The organism is Paenibacillus lentus (assembly GCF_042714055.1).
GTDB lineage: Bacteria > Bacillota > Bacilli > Paenibacillales > Paenibacillaceae > Fontibacillus > Fontibacillus lentus_A.
This window is the reverse complement of sequence record NZ_JBHGVC010000004.1, coordinates 386962-407703: the sequence shown is the minus strand read 5'-3', so window position 1 is coordinate 407703 and position 20742 is coordinate 386962. Positions and strand designations below refer to the sequence as shown.

Here is a 20742-nt window from a genome sequence, read left to right as displayed (position 1 = left end):
TGAGAACGTAACCATTAACGATGATGAACTGACTTTTTGAACCTGCATTATAAGCTATCGATTTGGACAGAAGGGAATGGCGCGTTTGCGGAATTATACGGAGAATCCGTCAAATTCTTTACTGCCCTTAGGGCTGCTTAATTTTTTCATCTATGGAACTATGGTTATCTTCGCAGCCTTCTTCCAATTATATTTGTTGGACGTGGGCATGGACAAGCTGGAGATTGGCAGCCTAATGGCGATCGCCCCTTTAGTTTCTCTCTTTGCTCATCCGTTTTGGAGATATTTAAGTGACCGCTCTCAGAATATTCGTATTATTCTGCTTATTATGCTTACGGGCTTGCTTATAGCCGGACAAATGGTCTTCAGAGTCAGTACCTACAATATGCTCTATTTTACGATGATTTTGCTGTACTTCTTCCAAAGCCCCCTGTTATCGCAGAGTAATAGTCTGATACTAGGGTACATTGAAGGGACGGATTTAAAATTCAGCACTTATCGGATATGGGGCTCATTAGGCTGGACTATGCTGGCTCTCGCTGCAGGCGTAATTATCGATCAGGTGGGGCATAACGGCATTTCCCTGCTATTCAGCATGACCTTAATGCTGGCGATTGGAACAGCCCTGATGCTTCCGTCCATTCGCAAGACCACGAACACGCCTTGGCTGAAATCATATGAAATTGCCCGGGTCGTGCAAAACAAGTACTTTATCGCGTTCATTGTGTTTGGGGTCATGGTCTCGATCCCCAATGCCGTTAATACGATATTTATGCCGCTGTTCATGAATGATTTGGGCAGTTCCCGATTGGAGGTCGGTGGAGCGGTGTTCCTATCCACCCTATTTGAGGCGGGTGCCTTTACGCTGCTGCACCGATTCCTGAAGCGCAGAATGACCTATCTCATGGCCTGCATCACGATTGTCAGCCTCCTGTTCGCCCTGCGGTGGCAGTTGATGTCCATGGCTTCAACGCCGCTGCAAATCATTTTCATTCAAGTGCTCCATTCTGTGACATTCGGCGGCTTCTTCTATGTAGGCACCCGGCTGACTGCCCTGCTGCTGCCTCGTCCTTTGCGTTCCTCCGGACAAGCCGTCTATGCCTTCGCGTTAAGCGGCCTCGCTTTCATGCTCGCCGGATTCCTTGGCGGGTGGCTGTTCCAGAGCTTCGGGGCGGTCATTATGTACCGGATCGGCGTTGCTTTCACACTATTTGGAGCAGCAGGCTTCGCGGCAATGTGGTACCGCATTTACAAGGCCGGATACTCGCCAATCCCCTTATCCGAAGAACCTTAGGTGCTGCTACAAGGTCCGATGCTCAAGAGAGCATCGGGCTTTTCTAAAGCGTGGGCCATAAAAAATATGGATCAAGATACTCTGTGTTTATCTTAAAAAAAGGAAAACAACTCCCTGCCTCGTCACGCCCAGCTAACGCCGGTCACGCCAACAGCAAAAGTGTTGTTTTCCCTGGTACTTCTCTATTCTAAACTATGAAATGCATTTCAGATCAAATATTTAATTTCATAAAAATTATGGAGGGAAGGAGAGTTCTCCTACTGTGCCAAATATCAAGCAAATTGCCGAAGCCGCCGGCGTATCGGTCAGCACGGTTTCCCGGGTGCTGAATGGTCACCCTTATGTCCGAGAGGATAAACGAAAGGCCGTTGAAGATGCTATTGAGCGCCTGCAATATTCACGGAACATGAACGCCGTCCACCTGGTCAGAGGAACGACCCAAACGATCGGCGTCATTATCCCTCAGATTAACAATGCCTATTTCGGCAAGGTCGTGGAAGGGATCGGACAGCATGCACTGGAAGTCAACTACCAGCTGATGCTGTGCCAAACCGATTACCGCACCCAAGAGGAGCGAAAAGCGCTTCACATGCTGAGGGATAAAATCATCGATGGACTCATCATCATTTCGCGTTCATTGTCGTTGAACCAAATCGAGAAATATGCCAAATACGGGCCCATTACGCTGTGCGAAGAAGTGCGCGGCCGGGCTTTGTCCTGCGTCTATTTCGATCATTATGCCTCGTTTCAAAAGGCGATTACCTACCTTTGGGATAAAGGGCATCGCCGCATCGGTTATACGGTCAACCGCAGAAATAGCGCCAGCAGCGCCACTCGGCACAAGGCGTACCTGGATACTCTGGCTTCCCTCGGGGGCGAGAGCCGGGAAGCATGGATTTTCGACAACTGTCGCTATATCGAAGACGGCGCTAAACTGCTGACGCATATCATGACCATGAATGAACCGCCAAGCGCCCTGATCATTACCGGCGATCACGTTGCCGCTGGATTGATGATTACCGCGCAAAGTCACGGAGTACGAATTCCCGGCGACCTTGCCGTTATCGGTTGGGATAACCAGCCGATCTCCAAGCTGCTCGGCATCACAACGATCGATAATCGGCTGAATGAAATTGGAGCTGAGGCCTTTGGGATCGTCTACAGGCATATTACGGAACAAACCGATAACACGATCATTCAGGAGCTCGGCTTTAAACTCGTGGAGCGATCCACTGTCTAAAGCTTGAAGCGATCCCTCATTTAGATCATTTAGTTCATTTAGTTCATTTAGTTCATTTAGCACTAGCCCATTCAGCGCAAATACAGAAAAAACTGCCCCGTGGTTTCATCCATGTCAATGGATCGATCGGGGCAGCTTTCTTGTGCAGGCTTGGAATGATTCGTCAATACGGTCGGCTATCCACCGATTAACGTGTGGCTCTGTTGTCGTCGACGGCCGTTCCGCCAAAAAACTTAATGCAATACAAGGCACAAATTCCGACGATCGTATAAATAATCCGAGCGCCAGCGCTATCTTGCCCACCGAAGATTGAGGCAACCAGGTCATATTGGAACAATCCGACCAGCAGCCAGTTAATACCGCCGATAATAAGCAGTGTAAGGGCAATCGTATCTAATGTTTTCACGTTAACTCCTCCTATCGGGAATTCAAATATAAATTATGGGTTGTTATGTTTACTATTTCCTAAAAATACAGCTTTTAAAAATATTTTTTCAAAATATACCGCTATTTCCTCCGCCTCGCTGAATTTAACGGATTATCGGGGAGAGAAAGTATATCGCGTCTCAACAACCTGCCTCGGGCAGGCCAGCCCTTCCTTGGAAAATTCAAGCGCAAAAACCCCCGCACATACGCGGGGGTTGAACAGATGCTTATAAACTCTGCTGTTATCTCCTACTTTTTATTCGGCAGCTGGAAGGAGCTTTTCAACGAAACGACCAAGTTAAACACAGGATGGCCCGGCGTCGAATACTTGGAATCTACATTGAAATAGCCATGGCGGAAAAATTGGAATTTATCCTGTGGCTTCACATCCTTCATGCCCGGCTCTACAAAGCCTTGAACCACCTTCAGGGAGTCAGGATTGAGGTAATCCATAAAGGTCTTCTCCTCCGCACCTTCCTCGTCGTCAAGATTAACGCCGCCTTCCAGCTGTTCATCCAAAATCAGCGGCTCATACAATCTGAATTCGGCAGGCACTGCTTGAGACGCATCCACCCAATGGATCGTTCCCTTCACTTTACGCCCGGTAAAGCCGCTGCCGCTCTTCGTTTCTGGATCATAGGTGCAGTGGATTTCGATCACATTGCCTTCCTCATCCTTAATCACATCGTTGCATTTAATGAAATAAGCATGCTTTAGACGAACCTCATTGCCCGGGAACAACCGGAAATATTTGCTCGGCGGGTTCTCCATGAAGTCCTCGCGCTCAATATAAATTTCCCGGGAGAACGGGATTTGGCGATGGCCCATGTCCGGGTTCTCGCTGTTGTTCTCGGCCTCCAGCAGCTCACTTTGCCCTTCCGGATAGTTCGTAATCACGACCTTGAGCGGATCGAGTACAGCCATCGTTCGAGGCGCCTTCAGCTTTAAGTCCTCACGGATAAAATGGTCGAGCATTTTCAGATCGATCTCTCCATAAGCCTTGGATATCCCCGCCTCGAACACAAAAGCCTTAATCGCTTCCGGAGTTACCCCCCGGCGGCGCAGGCCGGATATCGTCGGCATCCGCGGATCATCCCAGCCATCGACGATGCCTTCGTCGACCAGTAATTTCAGCTTGCGCTTACTCGTCACCGTCTGCGTCAGGTTCAGACGTCCAAACTCATATTGGCGCGGAATGCTCGGCATTTCCGTCTCCTCAATGACCCAATCGTAGAAAGGACGCTGATCCTCAAACTCCGTCGTACAAAGGGAATGCGTAATGCCCTCGATCGCATCCTCCAATGGATGTGCGTACGTATACATCGGATAAATACACCATTTATCCCCCGTGTTGTGATGCGAAGCATGAAGGATTCGGTAAATGACCGGATCTCTTAGATTAATGTTCGGTGAAGCCATATCGATTTTGGCACGCAGCACCTTCTCGCCATCCTTGAACTCTCCCGCGCGCATCCGGGTGAACAAATCCAGGTTCTCTTCCACAGAACGGTCGCGATATGGGCTGTTCTGACCCGGCTCCGTCAGCGTTCCCCGGGTTGCGCGAATTTCGTCCGGGCTTTGATCATCGACGTAGGCTTTGCCTTTCTTGATCAGCACGATCGCCCGCTCATACATTTCCTCGAAATAATCAGAGGCAAAATGCAGCTCTTCCCAGTCGAAACCAAGCCATTTCACGTCTTCTTTAATCGAATTGACGTATTCCACGTCTTCTTTGACCGGATTCGTATCGTCAAAGCGCAGATGGGTACGGCCCCCGAATTCATCCGCTATCGTGAAATTGATCCAGATTGCCTTGGCATGCCCGATATGCAAATAACCGTTAGGCTCTGGCGGAAAGCGAGTCACGACCTCTTTCACTTTGCCGTTCTTCAGATCCTCGGTAATAATATTTTTAATAAAGTTAGGAGGGGTGCTGTTACTGCTGTTATACTCCACGGATATCAACCTTTCCTTATTTGATGAACCTCGTTCTGGCCCGATTTTTCTTCTTATAAATATACCGATAACTCCGCAATAGTTCAATGGCATAGGCACTCGGGCTTCTAGCGCCCCGCCAATCGCCCTTGGGAAGCAATTCCCGAAGCAGATTGCTCCTTATGTATATGATCAGGGCTTATCGTTTGATGGCAGCTTGTGAATGCAAAAATGGCAACGATAGAAGGGGACAGCTATAACGCTTTATGCGCCGCTAAACGGGATACCACATCAATATATCGTCTACATATTGCCCATCAATACAATATTCCGAAATCAGCCTGCCCTGCATTATAAATCCACAGCTTTCATAGAACGCAACAGCGCAAGGGTTCGTGCTCAACACGCGCAGAGACAGCTTCCTGATTCCCTCCTCTGCCGCCAGCCCCTTCATCGCCGTCATCAGTTTGCTGCCGATTCCAAGCCGCCTCCAGGAAGGATGGATCGCCATATAAATCTCATACACGTGCTGATGGCACGCCATAGCTGACGGTGCGGCAAACCCCAAATACCCGCACAATTCGGCATCGATTCCGGCAACAAGCTGGCCGCCTGGCGGACATTTTTGCAAGTATTGCTCCCGAGAAGTCCACACGATGGGAGACGGACTTGTCTTATTATTCCACACCAACGCATCTAGCTTCATTAATTGGCTCGCGTCCCGCATTTCGGATCGCCTGATCCACAGATTAGAATCCTGAGACCGATTTGATTCATCCGGCATTGCATGCTGCCATCCCTTCTATCGTCCGTATGATTTACTAACTATTATACCACTACATAGAATTGGCTAAAAAATGCGTCATATGCCATGTTCCGAAGAGAAATGCGTCCGAAACGAGCAGCCACATTCTGTATGAAGAGGAAAAAGCCCTTTCGGGCTTTCCTGCACATAAAAATAATGATCTAGTATCGCGCAATCTTATTCCTCCGGCAAGCACTTCCGTTGACGCTTTACCTCGACAATAGTCGAGAAGAAAGTCGCTCCATTTCCCATATCGGCCAGACGTTCTGGGGTGAGGGCATTCACGCGCTGACGCTTCCCCTCCTGCTCCCACCACAGTCCCTGGCTAACGACGGTTCCGGGCAGCATTTTCTCTGTCACCTGGGCTGTGACATGGAACTGGCCGCGATCATTCCATACGAGCACCTCGTCCCCGTCCGATATCGCACGAGCCTCGGCGTCCAGCGAATGGATTTGCAGTACGGGCTCCTTCTCCAGCGCCGCCAGTTTCTCCACATTGGCAAAGGTGGAGTTCAAGAAGCTGTGGTTCGGCGGGGAGATGAACATGAGCGGGTAAAGGGAAGCCTTGCCCGGACGCCGTTCACCATCATAGCCTTCAATGAGCGGAACATAGGTTGGCAGTGGCGGAAGTCCAGCCTCGGCCATCCGCTGCGAATACAGTTCGATTTTGCCGGATGGGGTCGGGAGTGTATCCAGATAGCGTTTCTGATGCTCCATATTCAGCTTAAGGAAACGGTGCTCCTTCAAACCTTCCAGTGTGACATGCTCAATATACGGGTTAGCCGGATGATCCAGAGCCTGACGAACCATGTCCTCCTCTGTATCTTGGAAGGCTTCCTCCTGAAATCCCATCGCTTGCGCGAGCAGCTTGAATACCTCCATATTGCTCTTGCTTTCTCCTTGTGGAGGGATGACGGGCTCTTGAAGCTGGATATAGTGATGCCAATACGACTTATATAGATCCGTATTCTCGAAGGTCGAGGTGGACGGCAGGATAATATCCGCATATTTGGCCGTATCGGTCATAAACAGATCATGCACCACTGTAAACAAATCTTCACGCCGCAAGCCTCGTTCCACTTTCTCCGTATCCGGCGCTACCACGGCTGGATTGGAGCAGTAGACAAACATCCCGCGAATCGGCGGATCCAGAGTCAGCAGCGCCTCGCCGAGCTGGTTCATGCTGACGACCCGGGCATCCGGGTTCGGACGAAGGTCGGGACGCGCCAATGCCGTTCCATTGAACTTCGCATAATCCCCGTTCGATTTGATCGCTCCGCCTCCCTCTACGAGCCACTGCCCTGTTAATGCGGGGAGACAAGCGATCGTCCGGATGTTCATGCCCCCATTGTCATGATGCTGAATTCCGTTGCCGATTTGAATGAATGCCGGGGACGTTTCCCCGTACATCCGGGCCAGCTCCACAATATGCTCCGCAGGAACCCCCGTAATCGCCGAGACCTTGTCCGGCGTATATTGCTTAACATGCTCACGAAGCTCTTCATGGCCGATCGTATATTGGGCAAGAAACTCCTCGTTGACTAGCCCTCGCTCAAACAGAACATGCATCATGCCGAGCGCCAGAGCCGCATCTGTACCTGGATGCAGTGGGATGAACCAATCCGCACGATCACCAGTTCGATTCCGGTGTACGTCGATGACGACCAGCTTCGCTCCCTGCTTGCGGGCTTTTTCGATCAATGACCACGCATGCATATTCGTGCTCACTGTATTTTGTCCCCATACGATGAACAGCTTCGCCTTGGCGGCGTCCTCAGGACTCGTTCCTCCCATAAATCCCATTGTGTACTTCCAGCCTACATTGCCAGCAACGCTGCAAATGCCCTGATCCAGGCGGGCCGAACCAAGTCTGTGAAAAAAGCGGCGATCCATGCCGTCTACACTCAGCGCTCCCATATTTCCGTAGAAGCTATACGGCATAATGCTTTCAGATCCATGATCCTGGATCAATGCCGTAAATTTCCGGGCGATCTCCTCAATCGCTTCCTCCCAGGAAATCCGTTCGAATTTGCCCTCGCCCTTGGCTCCTGTACGCCGCAGCGGATAGAGAATGCGCTCCGGATGATACACCCGTTCCGTCATGTTGCGGACTTTATTACAAATGGCACCCTTGGTAATCGGGTGCTCTGGATTTCCCGTCACCTTGACGATTTTCCCATCTTCTTTATGCAGTAACAGGCCGCAGGTGTCGGGGCAATCCAAGGGACACACAGCCGGAAAAATTCCATTCTGTTCGTGAATCATGTCATATACACACCTTTCCAAGCAAACAGTAAACAGTAAGTTAAGGATTATAATCAGATCTATCATATAGCTCTTTACAAATCGATGTAAAGGAGCAATTCCGTTCACAGTCTACTAGCGCCTTTAAGGACGCCAAACAAAAAAGCCTTTCCCATCCGGATTTTTACCATGGATGAGAAAAGCCTTTAGCCAAGTGTGTATAGAACAGAATTAAGCCAGCTTTCGAGCGCTGGCAGCAGCGGTTTTGGAGCTAGCCTGTTGGCTCCGGTCTTTCAGGTAAGCCGTCCAGTAAGCCCCCGCGACAAACAGGGCGCCTCCGGTCAAATTGCCCAACCAGACAGGCACGAAATTTCTAATATAATCTCCCCAGGAGAAATATCCTTCAAAAATCGCGGCAGGAATCAAAAACATGTTGGCGACCACGTGCTGAAAGCCGATCGCAACAAAAGCCATGGTTGGAAACCAGATGCCGAGAATTTTGCCGCTCATATTGTCAGCGCCATAAGACAGCCACACGGCGAGAGCAACGAGCCAGTTGCAGCCGATTCCAGATACAAAGGCCTGCAAGAAGCTATCGTCCAGCTTATGCCCGGCCATCGCTACCAATTTATCAAGATAGGGGCCGCTGGCTGTTAAGCCGACAACATGCCCGAAGAAATAAGCCACAAAGAGGGCACCCAGGAAATTAGCAAGGGTAATGAGCACAATGTTTCTAAGCATTTCCATGGTAGTAATGCGTTTGGCCATCCGTGCGAGCGGTACGGCCATCATATTGCCCGTGAGCAGTTCGCCTCCGGCGAGAAGAACGAGAATAAGGCCGATCGGGAACACGGCAGCACCGATGAAGTTAACAATGCTCCCCCATTCCTGGGGCGCGTTGCTGATCACCCGAATATCGAGCAAAAAGCCGAGAGCGATAAAGGCCCCGCCGAGAAATCCTAATATCATCACAGTCAGAAGCGGATTGCGCGCCTTCTGAACTCCCGTATCTACCGTTATTTCCGCAATTTGCTGGGGTTTGTAATAAGCCATGGTCATCATCTCCTCTATAACTAGACACTACTCTATCTATATCTCTATCTCTGCCTCATCATTATTGTATCGTGCCTTGCTGCGCCCGCAATGTAACATAAGTCACGTCAGACGGGAAAGAAGCCACCGGGCAAGGGGCTATGCTCCCTCGGACGGTGGCCTTGTCAGTAATCATTGAAATGCGGCTTTACAGCAGCGCCTAAGCGTGCACGATTTCACGTGACGGCACTTCAGGGAGCGCCTGCAGGCCAGCACTGTTCAGGAAATTCCATGGCTTGTTAAAATGCGGCTGGAAGAAGAAATCCACGAAGGCCAGCTCCTCCATTTTCATATCGTTCTGTATGCAGACGGAAATGGTATTTATCGATTGCGTCAAGTCTACCTTAGACATAATTTGAGCGCCGAGGATGCGTCTTGTCCCTTGCTCATATACGAGCTTCAGCATGACAGGCTCATGGGTAGGCATAAATTCCGGACGATAGCTGTCATTCACAAGCACTGAATCCACTTGAAGCCCTGCTTCTTTGGCCGCCGTCTCCGTCAAGCCGGTACCCGCAATATTGTTCTCGTAAATTTTAATGCCGGAGGTTCCCTGTGTTCCCATATATTTTACAGTTGGAGACACGAGATTGCGGGCGGCAAGAGTACCCATGCGCACGGCGTTCGTAGCGAGAGGAATATACGCATGATTTTTAAGCGGGTTGTAGTAAATGGCACAGCTGTCGCCTGCCGCATAGATGTCCCGTTTACTCGTGCGCATATACTCATCCACGATAATGGCCCCATTGTCCAGCATATCGACCTGCCCTTTCAGCAGCTCCGTATTCGGCTTGAAGCCGATGCACAGAATAACGACGTCCGCAGCATACTGCCCATGATCCGTAACGACGGTATTCACTTTGCCACCGCTACCCTCAAAGCGAACAACCTTCTCGCCAAGAGCCAGCGTTATTCCATGCTCGCGGAGCGAATCCTCGATCATGTCCGTATACTCCGCATCAAGATATTTGCTCAAGATCCGTTGTTCCGCATCAATCAGGGTCACGTTTTTCCCATTCATTTGAAAGGCCTCAACCAGTTCAATGCCGATGTATCCAGCGCCGACTACAACGATATTTTGCGCTTCTTGCCCTTTTTCAATAATCATGTTGGAATGGTTAAAATTTTTGGACAAGATGATGTTGTCCAGCTCAATCCCTGGAAATTGAGGTACAACAGGCCATGATCCCGTCGTCACGATAAGCTTATCGAAATGATCTACAAACTCCTCTCCAGTCTGCAAATTACGGGCAGTTAACCCCTTCCGACCGGTATCCACGGAAATGACTTCATGAAGCATCTTCGTCTTTACACCTAGCTCCGCAAGCTGTTCGGGCGATGAATAGAATAATCCTTGGGGATCCTTGACTACGCCGCCGACATATAGGGCAATGCCGCACGACAGAAAAGAAATATTATCATTACGCTCATACACGGTAATCTCTGCCTCTGGATAAAGCTGAGCTGTATTTACAATAGCTGCCGTCCCTGCATGCGTACATCCAATAACTGCTACTCTCATTATTTCTTCCTCCTTATAATCGCCCGATGTTATATATTGTTCAAAAATCGGGATGTTTATTGTGAAATGTATCACTTATAAAAACAAATAGTTGTGAAATCATTCACCTTGTATCCCTTATTATAGTGTGATCTTTTTCACAATGCAAGGGGCGATCCATATTTTTTTATTAGGGTAATGATAAATAACCCTGAAAATTGGATGATCCAGACTATCTAGAGACCGGAGGGCTGCCCATGTATACCGTTTTTGTAGCGGGAGCGCACGGAAGAACAGGTCGGCATATCGTTAAGGCGCTGCAAAGGAAAAATTATAACGTTAGGGGGTTAATTCGCAGTGAAACACAACGGAATAAATTACTTGAATGGGGGGCCAAACCGTATATCGGTGATTTGAGCTCGGTATTCTCGGAAGGATTGGAAGGCGCAGATGCCGTCATTTGCGCCGTGGGTGCAGGAGATAAAGGCGATCCCGAGGAAATCGACCATCTTGGAACCGTCCGTTTAATCGAGCAATCGTCTTTGCTCGGAGTAAAGCGATTTATCCTGATCAGCTCGATGGGTACGCTGGAGCCGGAGCGTATGCCGAAAATTCTCAAGCCGTATTTATTAGCCAAACGCCGGGCCGAAAAAGTGCTGGAGGAGAGCACGCTATGCCATACCATTGTACGTCCGGGGGGGCTCACGGATGATTTACCTATCGGCAAAGTATCGGTACAACATGAATTCACCCATTCAGGGTTCATTTCACGAAGCGATGTGGCACAAGCAGCTGTCCTTGCCCTAATGCTGTCTGAGACGGAAAATACCGCCTTTAATTTGATCGCCGGGGATACCCCGACAGCTCAAGCTTTACAGTCGTTGAAGTAATTAGCAGCATGTCGCGTGCGCCGCAGCATGCTGGTTGAATGCTGCTGAATGAACAGAAATCCAAATGAAAGCCGCCCCATTCGAGGCGGCTTACTTACGGCTGGATTCCATCTGCCGCTGCAGCAGCTCGTCCCGCTTCTGCTCCCTCTGCTGCTTGTTCAGCTTCGGACAGCTATAGCAGTATCCCAGCCCTGTTTCCGTGCGATAGGCAAGACAGCATGTCGGCTTTAGGGGCACTTTCTCGCCAGGCGAATAGGGATTATCCACCAAGATTTCCTTTAATGCAAACGGATTTCGCTTGATGCCAAACCAATCCGCGGAAAACGTCTTCAAAGCTTCATGGTCTGACCAAAGCCGCTCACGCTGCTCCTCGGATTCCAGTTTATTCGCGAGTTGCTTGAGATAATAAGTAATCCCTAAGGGAAGCTGCCCCCACAACTGCGTTACTGGCAGCTTAGATACGTCTGCCGCAGCCTCCATCACCGGCCTCAGCGTCTCCTTGTAAAAGCTGCCCAGTTGCTCTTCCCGCCACTGGCTGGCCTCCCCTTCCGGCCATGCGGACTCTGTATCGTCGTGCAGCACGAAAAAGATCGTCGGAAATTGATTCACCGGAACGATCTGTAATGTTAAATTATCCAATTGAAAATTCAACCGCGAATGTGTTATTGAAACCATGTACTGCATTGCCGTACAAAGAACTCGCCAGCTTGCCGCATAATACGTCGCTGCAACCTGATTGTCGAGCCCTTTGATTTCGGCTTGATACATAGTCAAAAGCCTCTCCATCCACTGCCGATCCAGGAGGGTCTCTCCTTTGATCGTGTAAATAGCCTGCTCTCTATTGCCACGAACTACGTGACATTGCTGCTCTAGAAATTGATAGTCGATAGCCGATCGATCCATATTTCCCTCCTGCTCCGATCTATCCGCATTTACGCATCATCCGCTACTATTGATACACAGCTACCTTTTCGCCTGTAAGAACGCTGTTGTTCGGAAGCTGTCCCTTGCTTCCCGCCACCCGATACAGCTCATACGGCAGACACAGCGGCACTCCGCTGCGGGGATCGGTAACGATGTCTGCTTCAATGCCAAAAACCTCACGCAGAACTGAAGAAGTCACGACTTCCGCAGGCGCTCCTCCCGCAATCGCTTGCCCTTTTTTGATAGCAATCATGTGGTGAGCATACCTTGCCGCATGGTTTAAATCATGCACGACCATCACGATGGTTCGGCTGGATTCTGCGTTCAGCTGCTCAAGCAGCTGCAATACCTCAAGCTGATGCGCCATATCCAAGAAGGTCGTCGGTTCATCCAAAAATAGAATGTCCGTCTCCTGAGCCAGCGCCATAGCAATCCAGGCCCGCTGTCGCTGTCCCCCGGATAGCTGCTCCAACGCCCGATCCGTAAACTCATTCATCCCGGTGGCGTCAATGGCCCAATCCACAATTTTCCGATCCTCCGATTTCAAGCTGCCGAATCCTTTCTGGTGGGGGAAACGACCGTATGACACCAGCTCGTATACCGTAAGGCCGTCAGGCGCCGTCGGATTTTGGGGCAGAATAGCCAGCTGCTTCGCTACTTCGCGGGTCGATTGCTTATGAATGGATTTCCCGTTTAACAGCACAGTTCCGCCTTTAGGCTGCAATATTCGGGCCATTGTTTTCAGTACCGTCGATTTACCTGAGCCGTTGGCTCCGACAAGAGCCGTGATTTTACCTTTGGGTATGTTGATATTGAGGTCTTCCACAATGAGACGTTCTCCATATGCAATGCTCAAGTGGGATGTATTTAATGCCACCATAACAATCTCCCTTTCCAAATTACGACTTTTTGATCATTTATATGAACACAACCCGACTATGATCTAACTAAAATCAATCCTCTGCTCTAAAGATACTGATAATCATTATCAGTTGTCAACTGTTTTATGAGCGACATCCCCAATTCGCACGAAAAAAAGGGGGATTCCCTTAGGAACCCTCCCTTGTAATTACATGTTTATGGCGTCGATTGGGCAAGCTTGCAAGCTTGATCCAGCGCATCATCCACTTTATTCAGCGCCAGCTCGCCTTCCTTGTTCACCATATGGTTATGCTCGGACATGTCCATACGACTCCTTAAAGTTTTGTTGGAGTTCGTAACTACATAACCCGGGAAAAAGAACAATGAATCAGCTTTCCAACGAGCCTATGAACTTTAAGGCGTCCCGGAAACGGGAACGGCATCATAATACTCCTCTAACGTAATGTCGCGTGCAAAAATATCCGCTGCTATCTCTTTGCCGACATAACGCAAATGCCAAGGCTCATACTTATAGCCCGTAATCGATTCTTTGCCTTCGGGATAACGAATGATAAAGCCGTATTCAGCGGAGTGCTGTGCAAGCCATTCGGCCTCCTTCGTCCCCCCAAAGCAGTCCTCGGCCGCGCATTTCCCATCGCTTCCCGATACGTCGATAGCCAGCCCTGTCTCATGCTCGCTATGCCCGGGGACAGCACTGTACGTCTTGGCTTTGGCTTCTCCATCCCTCTCCACATATCGGTTAAACAAAGACCTTTGCGTGCTGTGGGAACGGTAGGCGGATACCCCAGCCAAATATATACCGTCCTGTTCTGCCCCGGCGAACATTTCCTCCAGCGCCTTGGCGGCTTCACTGCGCATCATCCGCTTCTCGATCTTCTCTTTGAACGTAAAACGGACATCCGGGTAGACCAGATCGGAAGGCTCATAATCTTCCGGAAGCGCCAACTCCTTATTTACGAGCACGGCAACGCTCTCGGGATCGGCAGCAGCTGCCTTGTCCGCTACATTAGTGCCTTCCCCCGAATTTTGATCGGAATCCTGGCCGGAGTCTTCCCCTGGTTCCTCTGCGGCAGCCTCCTTGTCTTCGTTGTTATCCGATGGATTCGCGTTAGCTCCTGTAACAGCCGAATTGTCCGGCTTTGGCGAGTCCTCCTTGCTGCATCCGGTCATGACGGCCACTGCCAATAAACAAACGAAAATCACGGATAACCATGTCATTCGGTAATTCACTTTTGCGCTCTCCCCTTTGCTCCCTTCCCCATTAAGAGGGGTGACTTGTCTATTCATTAGAACGTACTCTAAAACCATTAAGTTTCAATTCGTTTCATGCTCAGCTGAATTTAACGGCCACGGCGGCCTCCGCGTCTCCCTCCACCGTCTCCACGCGGGGAAGAACCGGCTCTTGTGTTTGCATTCTTGCCGCCCCGAGCCCTCCCCGATGAGGAGGCTGTTCGTCCCCGGCCACCAGTGCTTTCAATGCCCTGGCCTCGTCGTCCCTCATTCGTTTTTCCACTCGTCTGCTTCCTGCCCTCCGGCCTTCTTCCTCTTCCGGCCGCATCTTTTGACTGACGCCTTCCTGCGGTCTGCTCTTTCACGACGACTGCTTCCCCACTCTTGTCCTGACGCTGCCGTCCCAGCTTCAAACCAATGCCCCGCTCAATATTGCGCAGCGCATCGATATCTCTTGGAGAAGCAAAGGTTATGGCTACTCCCTTCTCGCCAGCCCGGCCCGTTCGGCCGATCCGGTGGATGTAGCTGTCCACATCCTGAGGGATATCATAGTTAAATACATGGGTTACGCCTTCTACGTCGATCCCGCGTGCTGCGACATCGGTCGCCACAAGCAGCTCCAGCTTCGCTTCGCGAAATGCGCGCATGACCTGCTCCCGTTTCGATTGGGACAAATCGCCGTGTAGCTCGTCCGAGGCAAAGCCCGCCTCTTGCAAAGCCTCGTTCAGCTTGCTGGCCCGGCGCTTCGTCCGGCAGAAAATGACCGCCAGATAAGGACGATGCGTTCGGATCATCTCGATCAGCGCGCCTTGCTTGCCCCGATCCGTGCATTCTACTACAATTTGCCGAATGCTGTCCAAAGTAACTCGGGAGGTTTCTGCAATCCGAATATCCCGTGGCCGATCCATGTAAGTCTTGGCAAGCCGCTTCACATTATCCGGCATGGTCGCGGAGAACAGCATCGTCTGACGGTTCCTCGGAACCAGGCGAATAATGGCCTCCACCTCGGCGAGGAACCCCATATGCAGCATCTGGTCCGCTTCATCAAGCACCAGCATGCGCACGGCTCCCAGCGTAAGCGAACCGCGGCGCAAGTGATCCAGCAGGCGGCCCGGAGTACCGATGACCAACTGAGTGCCATTTTGCAATTTGCGAAGCTGCCGCTCTACGTCCTGTCCTCCGTATGCAGCCAGAATCGATATTCCTTCACGAGCGGCTGCCAGCTTTCGTGCTTCTGCGGTGATTTGGATCGCCAGCTCCCGCGTCGGCGTAATAATCAGCGCCTGCGCATCAGGACGATCAGCTTTCAGCTTGTCCATAATGGGCAGCAGAAAAGCCAGCGTCTTACCCGTTCCCGTCTGCGCTTGAACGATCACGTCCTCCCCTGCCAGCAGCACGGGTATAGCCGCCTCCTGTACCGGCGTCGGACGGCTAATGCCGTGACTTTGTAAGGTATGAATCAGCCCAGGCGCAATGCCCCATTGTTCAAAAGTTGTCAAATATATCCACCCCATCGTTTGATCATCCCTGATTTAAAAAGACCGAACCCGCCATCCAATCAGCGTCCCGGCCTTTTTAGGATCTATAATCCGTTATTTAAACATACATGTCGTCTATTAAAAAGAAGCCTTACCCCGGCGATCTTGCCGCCCACTTCGCAGCCTGCAGCACGATCTTGCGATATTCCGGATGCTGAAATACGGCTTGATCGCGCCCGGGAAGAAGATAGACTACGCGGCCGAGCCCATAAGAGTGTGCCCATGCTGCCGGATGCCACTCCCCGTCCATCTCATATTCCAGTAAAATCGTCGTTTCACTAAACGGGTCGAATTCAAATTGATACGGCTCGTCCTCAATTTCAAAGGATGAGATATTCAGCATGATATCATGCTCTGGAGCCGCGACGCGCATTTCCAATTTGCGCAAGGAAGGATGCGTCGTGTTTCTGGCGCCGATGAGCTGAGCGAGCTCGTATTTTTTCTGCAAAACAATGCCGTTATGAAGAATAAGCAATCCCCGCCCGCCACTGATGCAAGACAGAAGACCTGCGGTCTGTTTAGAAGATAGCTTCTCTCTCCAGCTGTCATGATAGGAAATACACAGATCAAACGACTGCAAGTTACTTTCCTCAAGCATATGATTGTTCTCTGTACATTGTACCGAAAAATGGTCATTTAAAATATGGGTAATTTCCCGATCCACCCCCTGCAGGGGATAAAATTTAGGATGAGTGTAATCTCCGATCAGCAGCGCTCTCTTCTTATTCATGATTTGCTCCTCCTGTCTGTTAAGTTCCCTTCCCGAAGGGCTTATTTGCCTGCCAGCAGGGGATCGCTCTCACCGGCGTAATAGCGGGCTAGTTCGACAATCATGCTGCCCATTCGTTCTTCCTTTGGAGCGACTACACGCGGAATTCCTGCTTCATATAATCCCTGCGCCGTCACTTTCCCCACGGCAACGGCGATGACATCCCCCTGCAGCGCAGTTATAAGATCATCAAATCGTCCGCGCTTCTCTGCATATTCCAGCAGAAATCTCACCTGCGGACTGCTTGTGAAGGATACGGCATCAATCCGTTCCTCAAGGATGTCATATAATAAACGATCTAAGGCCTCCTCTGGCGGAGCAATATGGCGATAAGGCAATATCTCCGTGCAGGAAGCCCCCTGCTGCTCCAGCCAGGCTACAAGCTTCGGGGCAGTATCACCGTATAACTGAAGCAATACCGTGGCGTCCTTCAAATCATATGCGCCAAGCTCACGGATCAGTCCATCCGTACTGCCGTCATCGTCGCGGACATGAGGGGAAAGTCCCCGCTTCTTCAGCACATTTACCGTCTTATATCCCCGCGCTGCTATATTCGACCTGGAAAGGTTGTCAAGTATTGAACCCAGAAGCCCCATCTCCTCGGCCATTTCAAACAGTGCATTCAGTCCGATTCCCGTCGTAAAAATCGACCAGTCCGGCGGATGATTGACCCACATCTGTATTCCTTGGCGAAGCTCCTCATCATTCAAAAATACAGTCCCCTGCGCCGGGCGGTATAAAGGAATCCCCCCCATATTCTCGATCAGCTTACCTAATTCCTCCGCACGGCGGGGCCCGGTAAGCGCAATTCGCTTGCCCTCTAATCTTCTAGCCACAATTCTACCCCCGTCTTAAGCTATCTAAAAAACAGCCTCTTTTATCATAAGCTTAAACGACACCGGGGCCTAAGTAAATCGTTCTATTGCATCTTTCTCGTTAGAATGAATTCCTGCTGGAACATTTATGCATCCAACTTTAGAATCATGACCATCTGATTGTAGAGATCCCATCAATAGAAAAAGGCCGCCCAACCCGTCATCTTCATGACTTGCAGGGCAACCTTGCTTCTGCTAGGTATAGCTTCCTTCTTGCTTGCTGCTCAATTATGAACGTAATTTGAACTTGCTGACCTTTTCCTCCAACTGCTGAGCGATGGAAGACAACTGGTTTGTAGAGGATGCGATTTCCTGAATCGAGGCCAACTGCTCCTCGGCTGCTGCGGAAATCGTTCCTATGTTTTCCGTGCCTTCCTCCGTAATATTACGGATTTCGGATATCGTTTCCGATACTTTACCGGCCCCAACCGTCAATTCATTGGCCGCACCGGCTACCTCTTCGATTTTGGCAGCTGCTCCCCGGACAGCTCTGCGAATTCGCGAGAAGCTTCGACCGGAAATATCGACGGCAACAATGCCCTCCTCAACGCCCTTTTTCGCATTTTCCATCGATTTCAACGCTTGCACTACTTCCGACTGGATTCCGCCGATCAGTTCCTCGATCTGATGGGCGTAGCTCTCCGAGCCTTCGGCAAGCTTGCGAACCTCAGCCGCAACAACGGCAAATCCACGCCCTTCCTCGCCGGCTCTTGCTGCCTCAATAGAAGCGTTCAGAGCGAGTAAATTGGTCTGCTGGGCGATTCCTGTAATGACACCGACGATTCCGCCAATATTCTCGGTGTGCTCGCTCAAGGTTTGAATCACCTTGCCAAGCTCATCAACCGTTTGGTGGATATGTTCAATTTTCTCTACAACGCTAATTACGGACGTATTTCCTTCTTCGGCTACTGCCGTCGTCTGCTCCATCGTTTCGGTTACATCCTGAATATGAACGGAAATGGCCGCTGCCTGACGCGATATATCCTCGACTCCATCTACGCCCCGGCCCATATTCTGCATTTGGCGCTCGCTTCCGGACGCAACCTCTTGAATCGTTAAAGTCACATGCTCGATCGCTTTGTTCGTCTGGTCTGCACTCGCCGATAACTGATTCGCAGACGAGGAGACCTGCCTGGTCGTCTGCATCACGCCAGCCATCATAACATTCAGATGATCGACAACATCCTGAAGACGCCTTGCCGCTATGCCAATCTCATCGCTTCGTCCGGCATCGCTGACACGTTCCGAAATATCGCCCTGGCTGATTTTCAGAATGGAGTCGCTTAGACGATGGAGCGGCCCCACAATGCCCCGAGTAAGCAGCCAAGCGACGAGCAGAGCATAGGCAATGGATATAGCCCCAATGATCCACCCTGAAGAATCATTGAATAATAGCATCAGCACAATAGGAACGACAGCAACCGATACACTAGCAATGAATAAAGAGAAGGTTACGCGATTTTTCATTTGTACAATTCCTTTCCTAAAAAAATGGGGATCGGCCTTTGAGCTATGAATTATGTATATGTTCTGATATTCGACATAAACCGAACATTCCCCTCTTGGAAAAGCGTAAAAAACCGTTCACCCAATTTTGTGAACGGTTTGATAAATCATTGTAGTTGTCGAACTTGCCCTGGGTTCGGAATCCAGCCAAATACCCGCGTCAACCTATTAATCGGCCAAACGGTATCCCACACCACGAACGGTCGCAATATACGTTGGGCTCACAGCTCGGTCGCCAAGCTTCTTGCGCAAGCTCTTGATATGCACATCCACCACATTGCTGCCCCCCGTAAAGGTAGTTTCCCATACGTCTGCCAGCAGCTCTTCCCGGGACAGGACGCTTCCCTCTTGATCCAGCAGCTTCACCAGCAGCTCGTATTCCGTCTTGGTCAGCTCGATCGCTGTACCATTTCGATATACCTGCATCTTCTTGCGATCAATCCATAAGTCCTTGTAAATGACCGTATTCGCTGTCGGTAAAGCTCGGGAAACAGCAGGCCGATGACTGCTCGTGCGAATGATCCGCTGGACATGATACAGAATCTCGTTCGGCGAAGCCGGCCAGACAAGAAGCTCCAAATTCATCAAGCTCTGATCCATTTGCTGGAGCATAGTATCACTAACAAGCAGCAGGGACGGAACATTCTCCAAGTCCTGCAGCATCCGCGTCGTAATCATTGTCGCCTCATCCTGGCCGCGATATGCCGTAAGGTCAAAAATGACCAGATCGGCAGCGGATGCGTTGCGGATGCCTTGTTCCCAGTGATGGAATACAAGAACATCAAAGCAGCCCACGGACAAATCTCTGACCAGTTCATAAATCTCACTTGGAAATGGGCTGACGAGGATAACACGTTGCGTAGTTGGACATGCCACAGGAATACCGTTCCCTAACTGCTCCTCGCTGTAAGAATGCTCGCTGCCAGGACGTCTGAACGGGGATAATGCTCCCAGCTGCACTCTTTTTGTTATTTCTTCTGCCTGCATGATTGGCACACCCCCCCAAATACAACATGGGCATGATGCACGTCATACCCGGTCTCCTTGGCTACCGCAGCACTCCATTTCTCCGGAACCTTCGTCATGACTTCATCCACTCTCCCGCATACTTCGCACAGAATATGCTGGTGATCGTCAAGCTTGGCATCATAGCGGCTGGCAGCCTCGCCCAGCTTCAATTCACGAATCAGCTCTTTATCTGTTAAATACCTGAGTGAATTGTATACCGTGCCGTAAGCGAAATTATATCCCTGCTCCACGAGACGATTCATGACTTCTGCGGCAGTCGGATGATCATCTGCATTGCGGACAACGTCATAGACCGCTTTACGCTGCGTCGTTAAATTTAATGATTTCATATATAGGATCATTCCTTATGATTTATTTTTAGAATTAGTATAAGTCTTATTATATGATACGTCAAGCATAGTCCTCTGCTTTATATATTTTCCGAACAACGTAAGCCCTGCATGGAAACACAAGATTCTTTTCATAATAAGACTATTACTTCTATAGAGAGGTGAGCTGTCCGTGCTAATGAAAAAATATGCCCTTACGATTCTGTTCTTCCTGTTATGCGCATTATACGGCA

Annotated in this window: 18 protein-coding genes; 3 read left to right on the top strand and 15 right to left on the bottom strand. The window is 50.2% G+C overall.

Annotation, left to right across the window (positions count from 1 at the left end):
* The first annotated feature begins 76 nt into the window (after positions 1-76).
* Positions 77-1294: an MFS transporter gene (locus ACE3MQ_RS11740; protein WP_379392795.1), complete on the top strand. Its 1218-nt coding sequence runs from the start codon at positions 77-79 to the stop codon at positions 1292-1294.
* Between the two features lie 262 nt (positions 1295-1556).
* A complete protein-coding gene (locus tag ACE3MQ_RS11735) occupies positions 1557-2534 on the top strand; it encodes a LacI family DNA-binding transcriptional regulator (RefSeq protein ID WP_379392794.1) in 978 nt (325 codons plus the stop codon).
* 187 nt (positions 2535-2721) lie between these two features.
* Here ACE3MQ_RS11735 and ACE3MQ_RS11730 read toward each other — a convergent pair whose 3' ends face one another.
* From ACE3MQ_RS11730 to ACE3MQ_RS11705, 6 genes are all read right to left on the bottom strand, one after another.
* Positions 2722-2940, bottom strand: a complete 219-nt coding sequence (locus ACE3MQ_RS11730; protein ID WP_379392793.1) for a DUF378 domain-containing protein — start codon at positions 2938-2940, stop codon at positions 2722-2724.
* A 269-nt stretch (positions 2941-3209) separates the two neighbouring features.
* A complete protein-coding gene (locus tag ACE3MQ_RS11725; RefSeq protein WP_379392792.1) occupies positions 3210-4916 on the bottom strand; it encodes a glutamine--tRNA ligase/YqeY domain fusion protein in 1707 nt (568 codons plus the stop codon).
* Between the two features lie 253 nt (positions 4917-5169).
* On the bottom strand, positions 5170-5679 hold the full coding sequence (locus tag ACE3MQ_RS11720) for a GNAT family N-acetyltransferase (protein ID WP_379392791.1): 510 nt from the start codon (positions 5677-5679) through the stop codon (positions 5170-5172).
* A 198-nt stretch (positions 5680-5877) separates the two neighbouring features.
* The gene (locus ACE3MQ_RS11715) at positions 5878-7965 is read right to left on the bottom strand and encodes a molybdopterin-containing oxidoreductase family protein (protein WP_379392790.1); all 2088 of its coding nucleotides are present in this window, start codon (positions 7963-7965) and stop codon (positions 5878-5880) included.
* A 210-nt stretch (positions 7966-8175) separates the two neighbouring features.
* A complete protein-coding gene (locus ACE3MQ_RS11710; RefSeq protein WP_379392789.1) occupies positions 8176-8997 on the bottom strand; it encodes a formate/nitrite transporter family protein in 822 nt (273 codons plus the stop codon).
* Positions 8998-9196: 199 nt separating this feature from the next.
* The gene (locus tag ACE3MQ_RS11705; RefSeq protein ID WP_379392788.1) at positions 9197-10558 is read right to left on the bottom strand and encodes an FAD-dependent oxidoreductase; all 1362 of its coding nucleotides are present in this window, start codon (positions 10556-10558) and stop codon (positions 9197-9199) included.
* A 236-nt stretch (positions 10559-10794) separates the two neighbouring features.
* Here ACE3MQ_RS11705 and ACE3MQ_RS11700 point away from each other — a divergent pair, with 236 nt between their 5' ends.
* Positions 10795-11427, top strand: coding sequence for an SDR family oxidoreductase (locus ACE3MQ_RS11700; protein ID WP_379392787.1), 633 nt, complete (start codon positions 10795-10797; stop codon positions 11425-11427).
* Between the two features lie 90 nt (positions 11428-11517).
* Here ACE3MQ_RS11700 and ACE3MQ_RS11695 read toward each other — a convergent pair whose 3' ends face one another.
* The 9 genes from ACE3MQ_RS11695 to ACE3MQ_RS11655 form a co-directional block, all read right to left on the bottom strand.
* Positions 11518-12330 (bottom strand): hypothetical protein, encoded by an 813-nt coding sequence (locus ACE3MQ_RS11695; RefSeq protein ID WP_379392786.1) that lies wholly within the window; start codon positions 12328-12330, stop codon positions 11518-11520.
* Between the two features lie 46 nt (positions 12331-12376).
* Positions 12377-13231, bottom strand: coding sequence for an ABC transporter ATP-binding protein (locus ACE3MQ_RS11690; RefSeq protein WP_379392785.1), 855 nt, complete (start codon positions 13229-13231; stop codon positions 12377-12379).
* Between the two features lie 395 nt (positions 13232-13626).
* A complete protein-coding gene (locus tag ACE3MQ_RS11685; protein WP_379392784.1) occupies positions 13627-14520 on the bottom strand; it encodes a M15 family metallopeptidase in 894 nt (297 codons plus the stop codon).
* Positions 14521-14573: 53 nt separating this feature from the next.
* Entirely contained in the window at positions 14574-15977 is a 1404-nt protein-coding gene (locus ACE3MQ_RS11680; protein WP_379392783.1) for a DEAD/DEAH box helicase, read from the bottom strand.
* Between the two features lie 115 nt (positions 15978-16092).
* Positions 16093-16731 carry a ThuA domain-containing protein gene (locus ACE3MQ_RS11675; RefSeq protein WP_379392782.1) on the bottom strand — a complete coding sequence of 213 codons (639 nt, stop codon included), beginning with the start codon at positions 16729-16731 and terminating at the stop codon, positions 16093-16095.
* A 41-nt stretch (positions 16732-16772) separates the two neighbouring features.
* Positions 16773-17606, bottom strand: a complete 834-nt coding sequence (locus tag ACE3MQ_RS11670; protein WP_379392781.1) for a uroporphyrinogen-III synthase — start codon at positions 17604-17606, stop codon at positions 16773-16775.
* Between the two features lie 267 nt (positions 17607-17873).
* The gene (locus ACE3MQ_RS11665) at positions 17874-19112 is read right to left on the bottom strand and encodes a methyl-accepting chemotaxis protein (protein WP_379392780.1); all 1239 of its coding nucleotides are present in this window, start codon (positions 19110-19112) and stop codon (positions 17874-17876) included.
* A gap of 207 nt (positions 19113-19319) precedes the next feature.
* Positions 19320-20138 (bottom strand): winged helix-turn-helix domain-containing protein, encoded by an 819-nt coding sequence (locus ACE3MQ_RS11660; RefSeq protein WP_379392779.1) that lies wholly within the window; start codon positions 20136-20138, stop codon positions 19320-19322.
* The gene (locus tag ACE3MQ_RS11655; RefSeq protein ID WP_379392778.1) at positions 20120-20509 is read right to left on the bottom strand and encodes a Fur family transcriptional regulator; all 390 of its coding nucleotides are present in this window, start codon (positions 20507-20509) and stop codon (positions 20120-20122) included. The genes ACE3MQ_RS11660 and ACE3MQ_RS11655 overlap by 19 nt, the downstream gene beginning before the upstream one ends.
* Between the last annotated feature and the right edge of the window lie 233 nt (positions 20510-20742).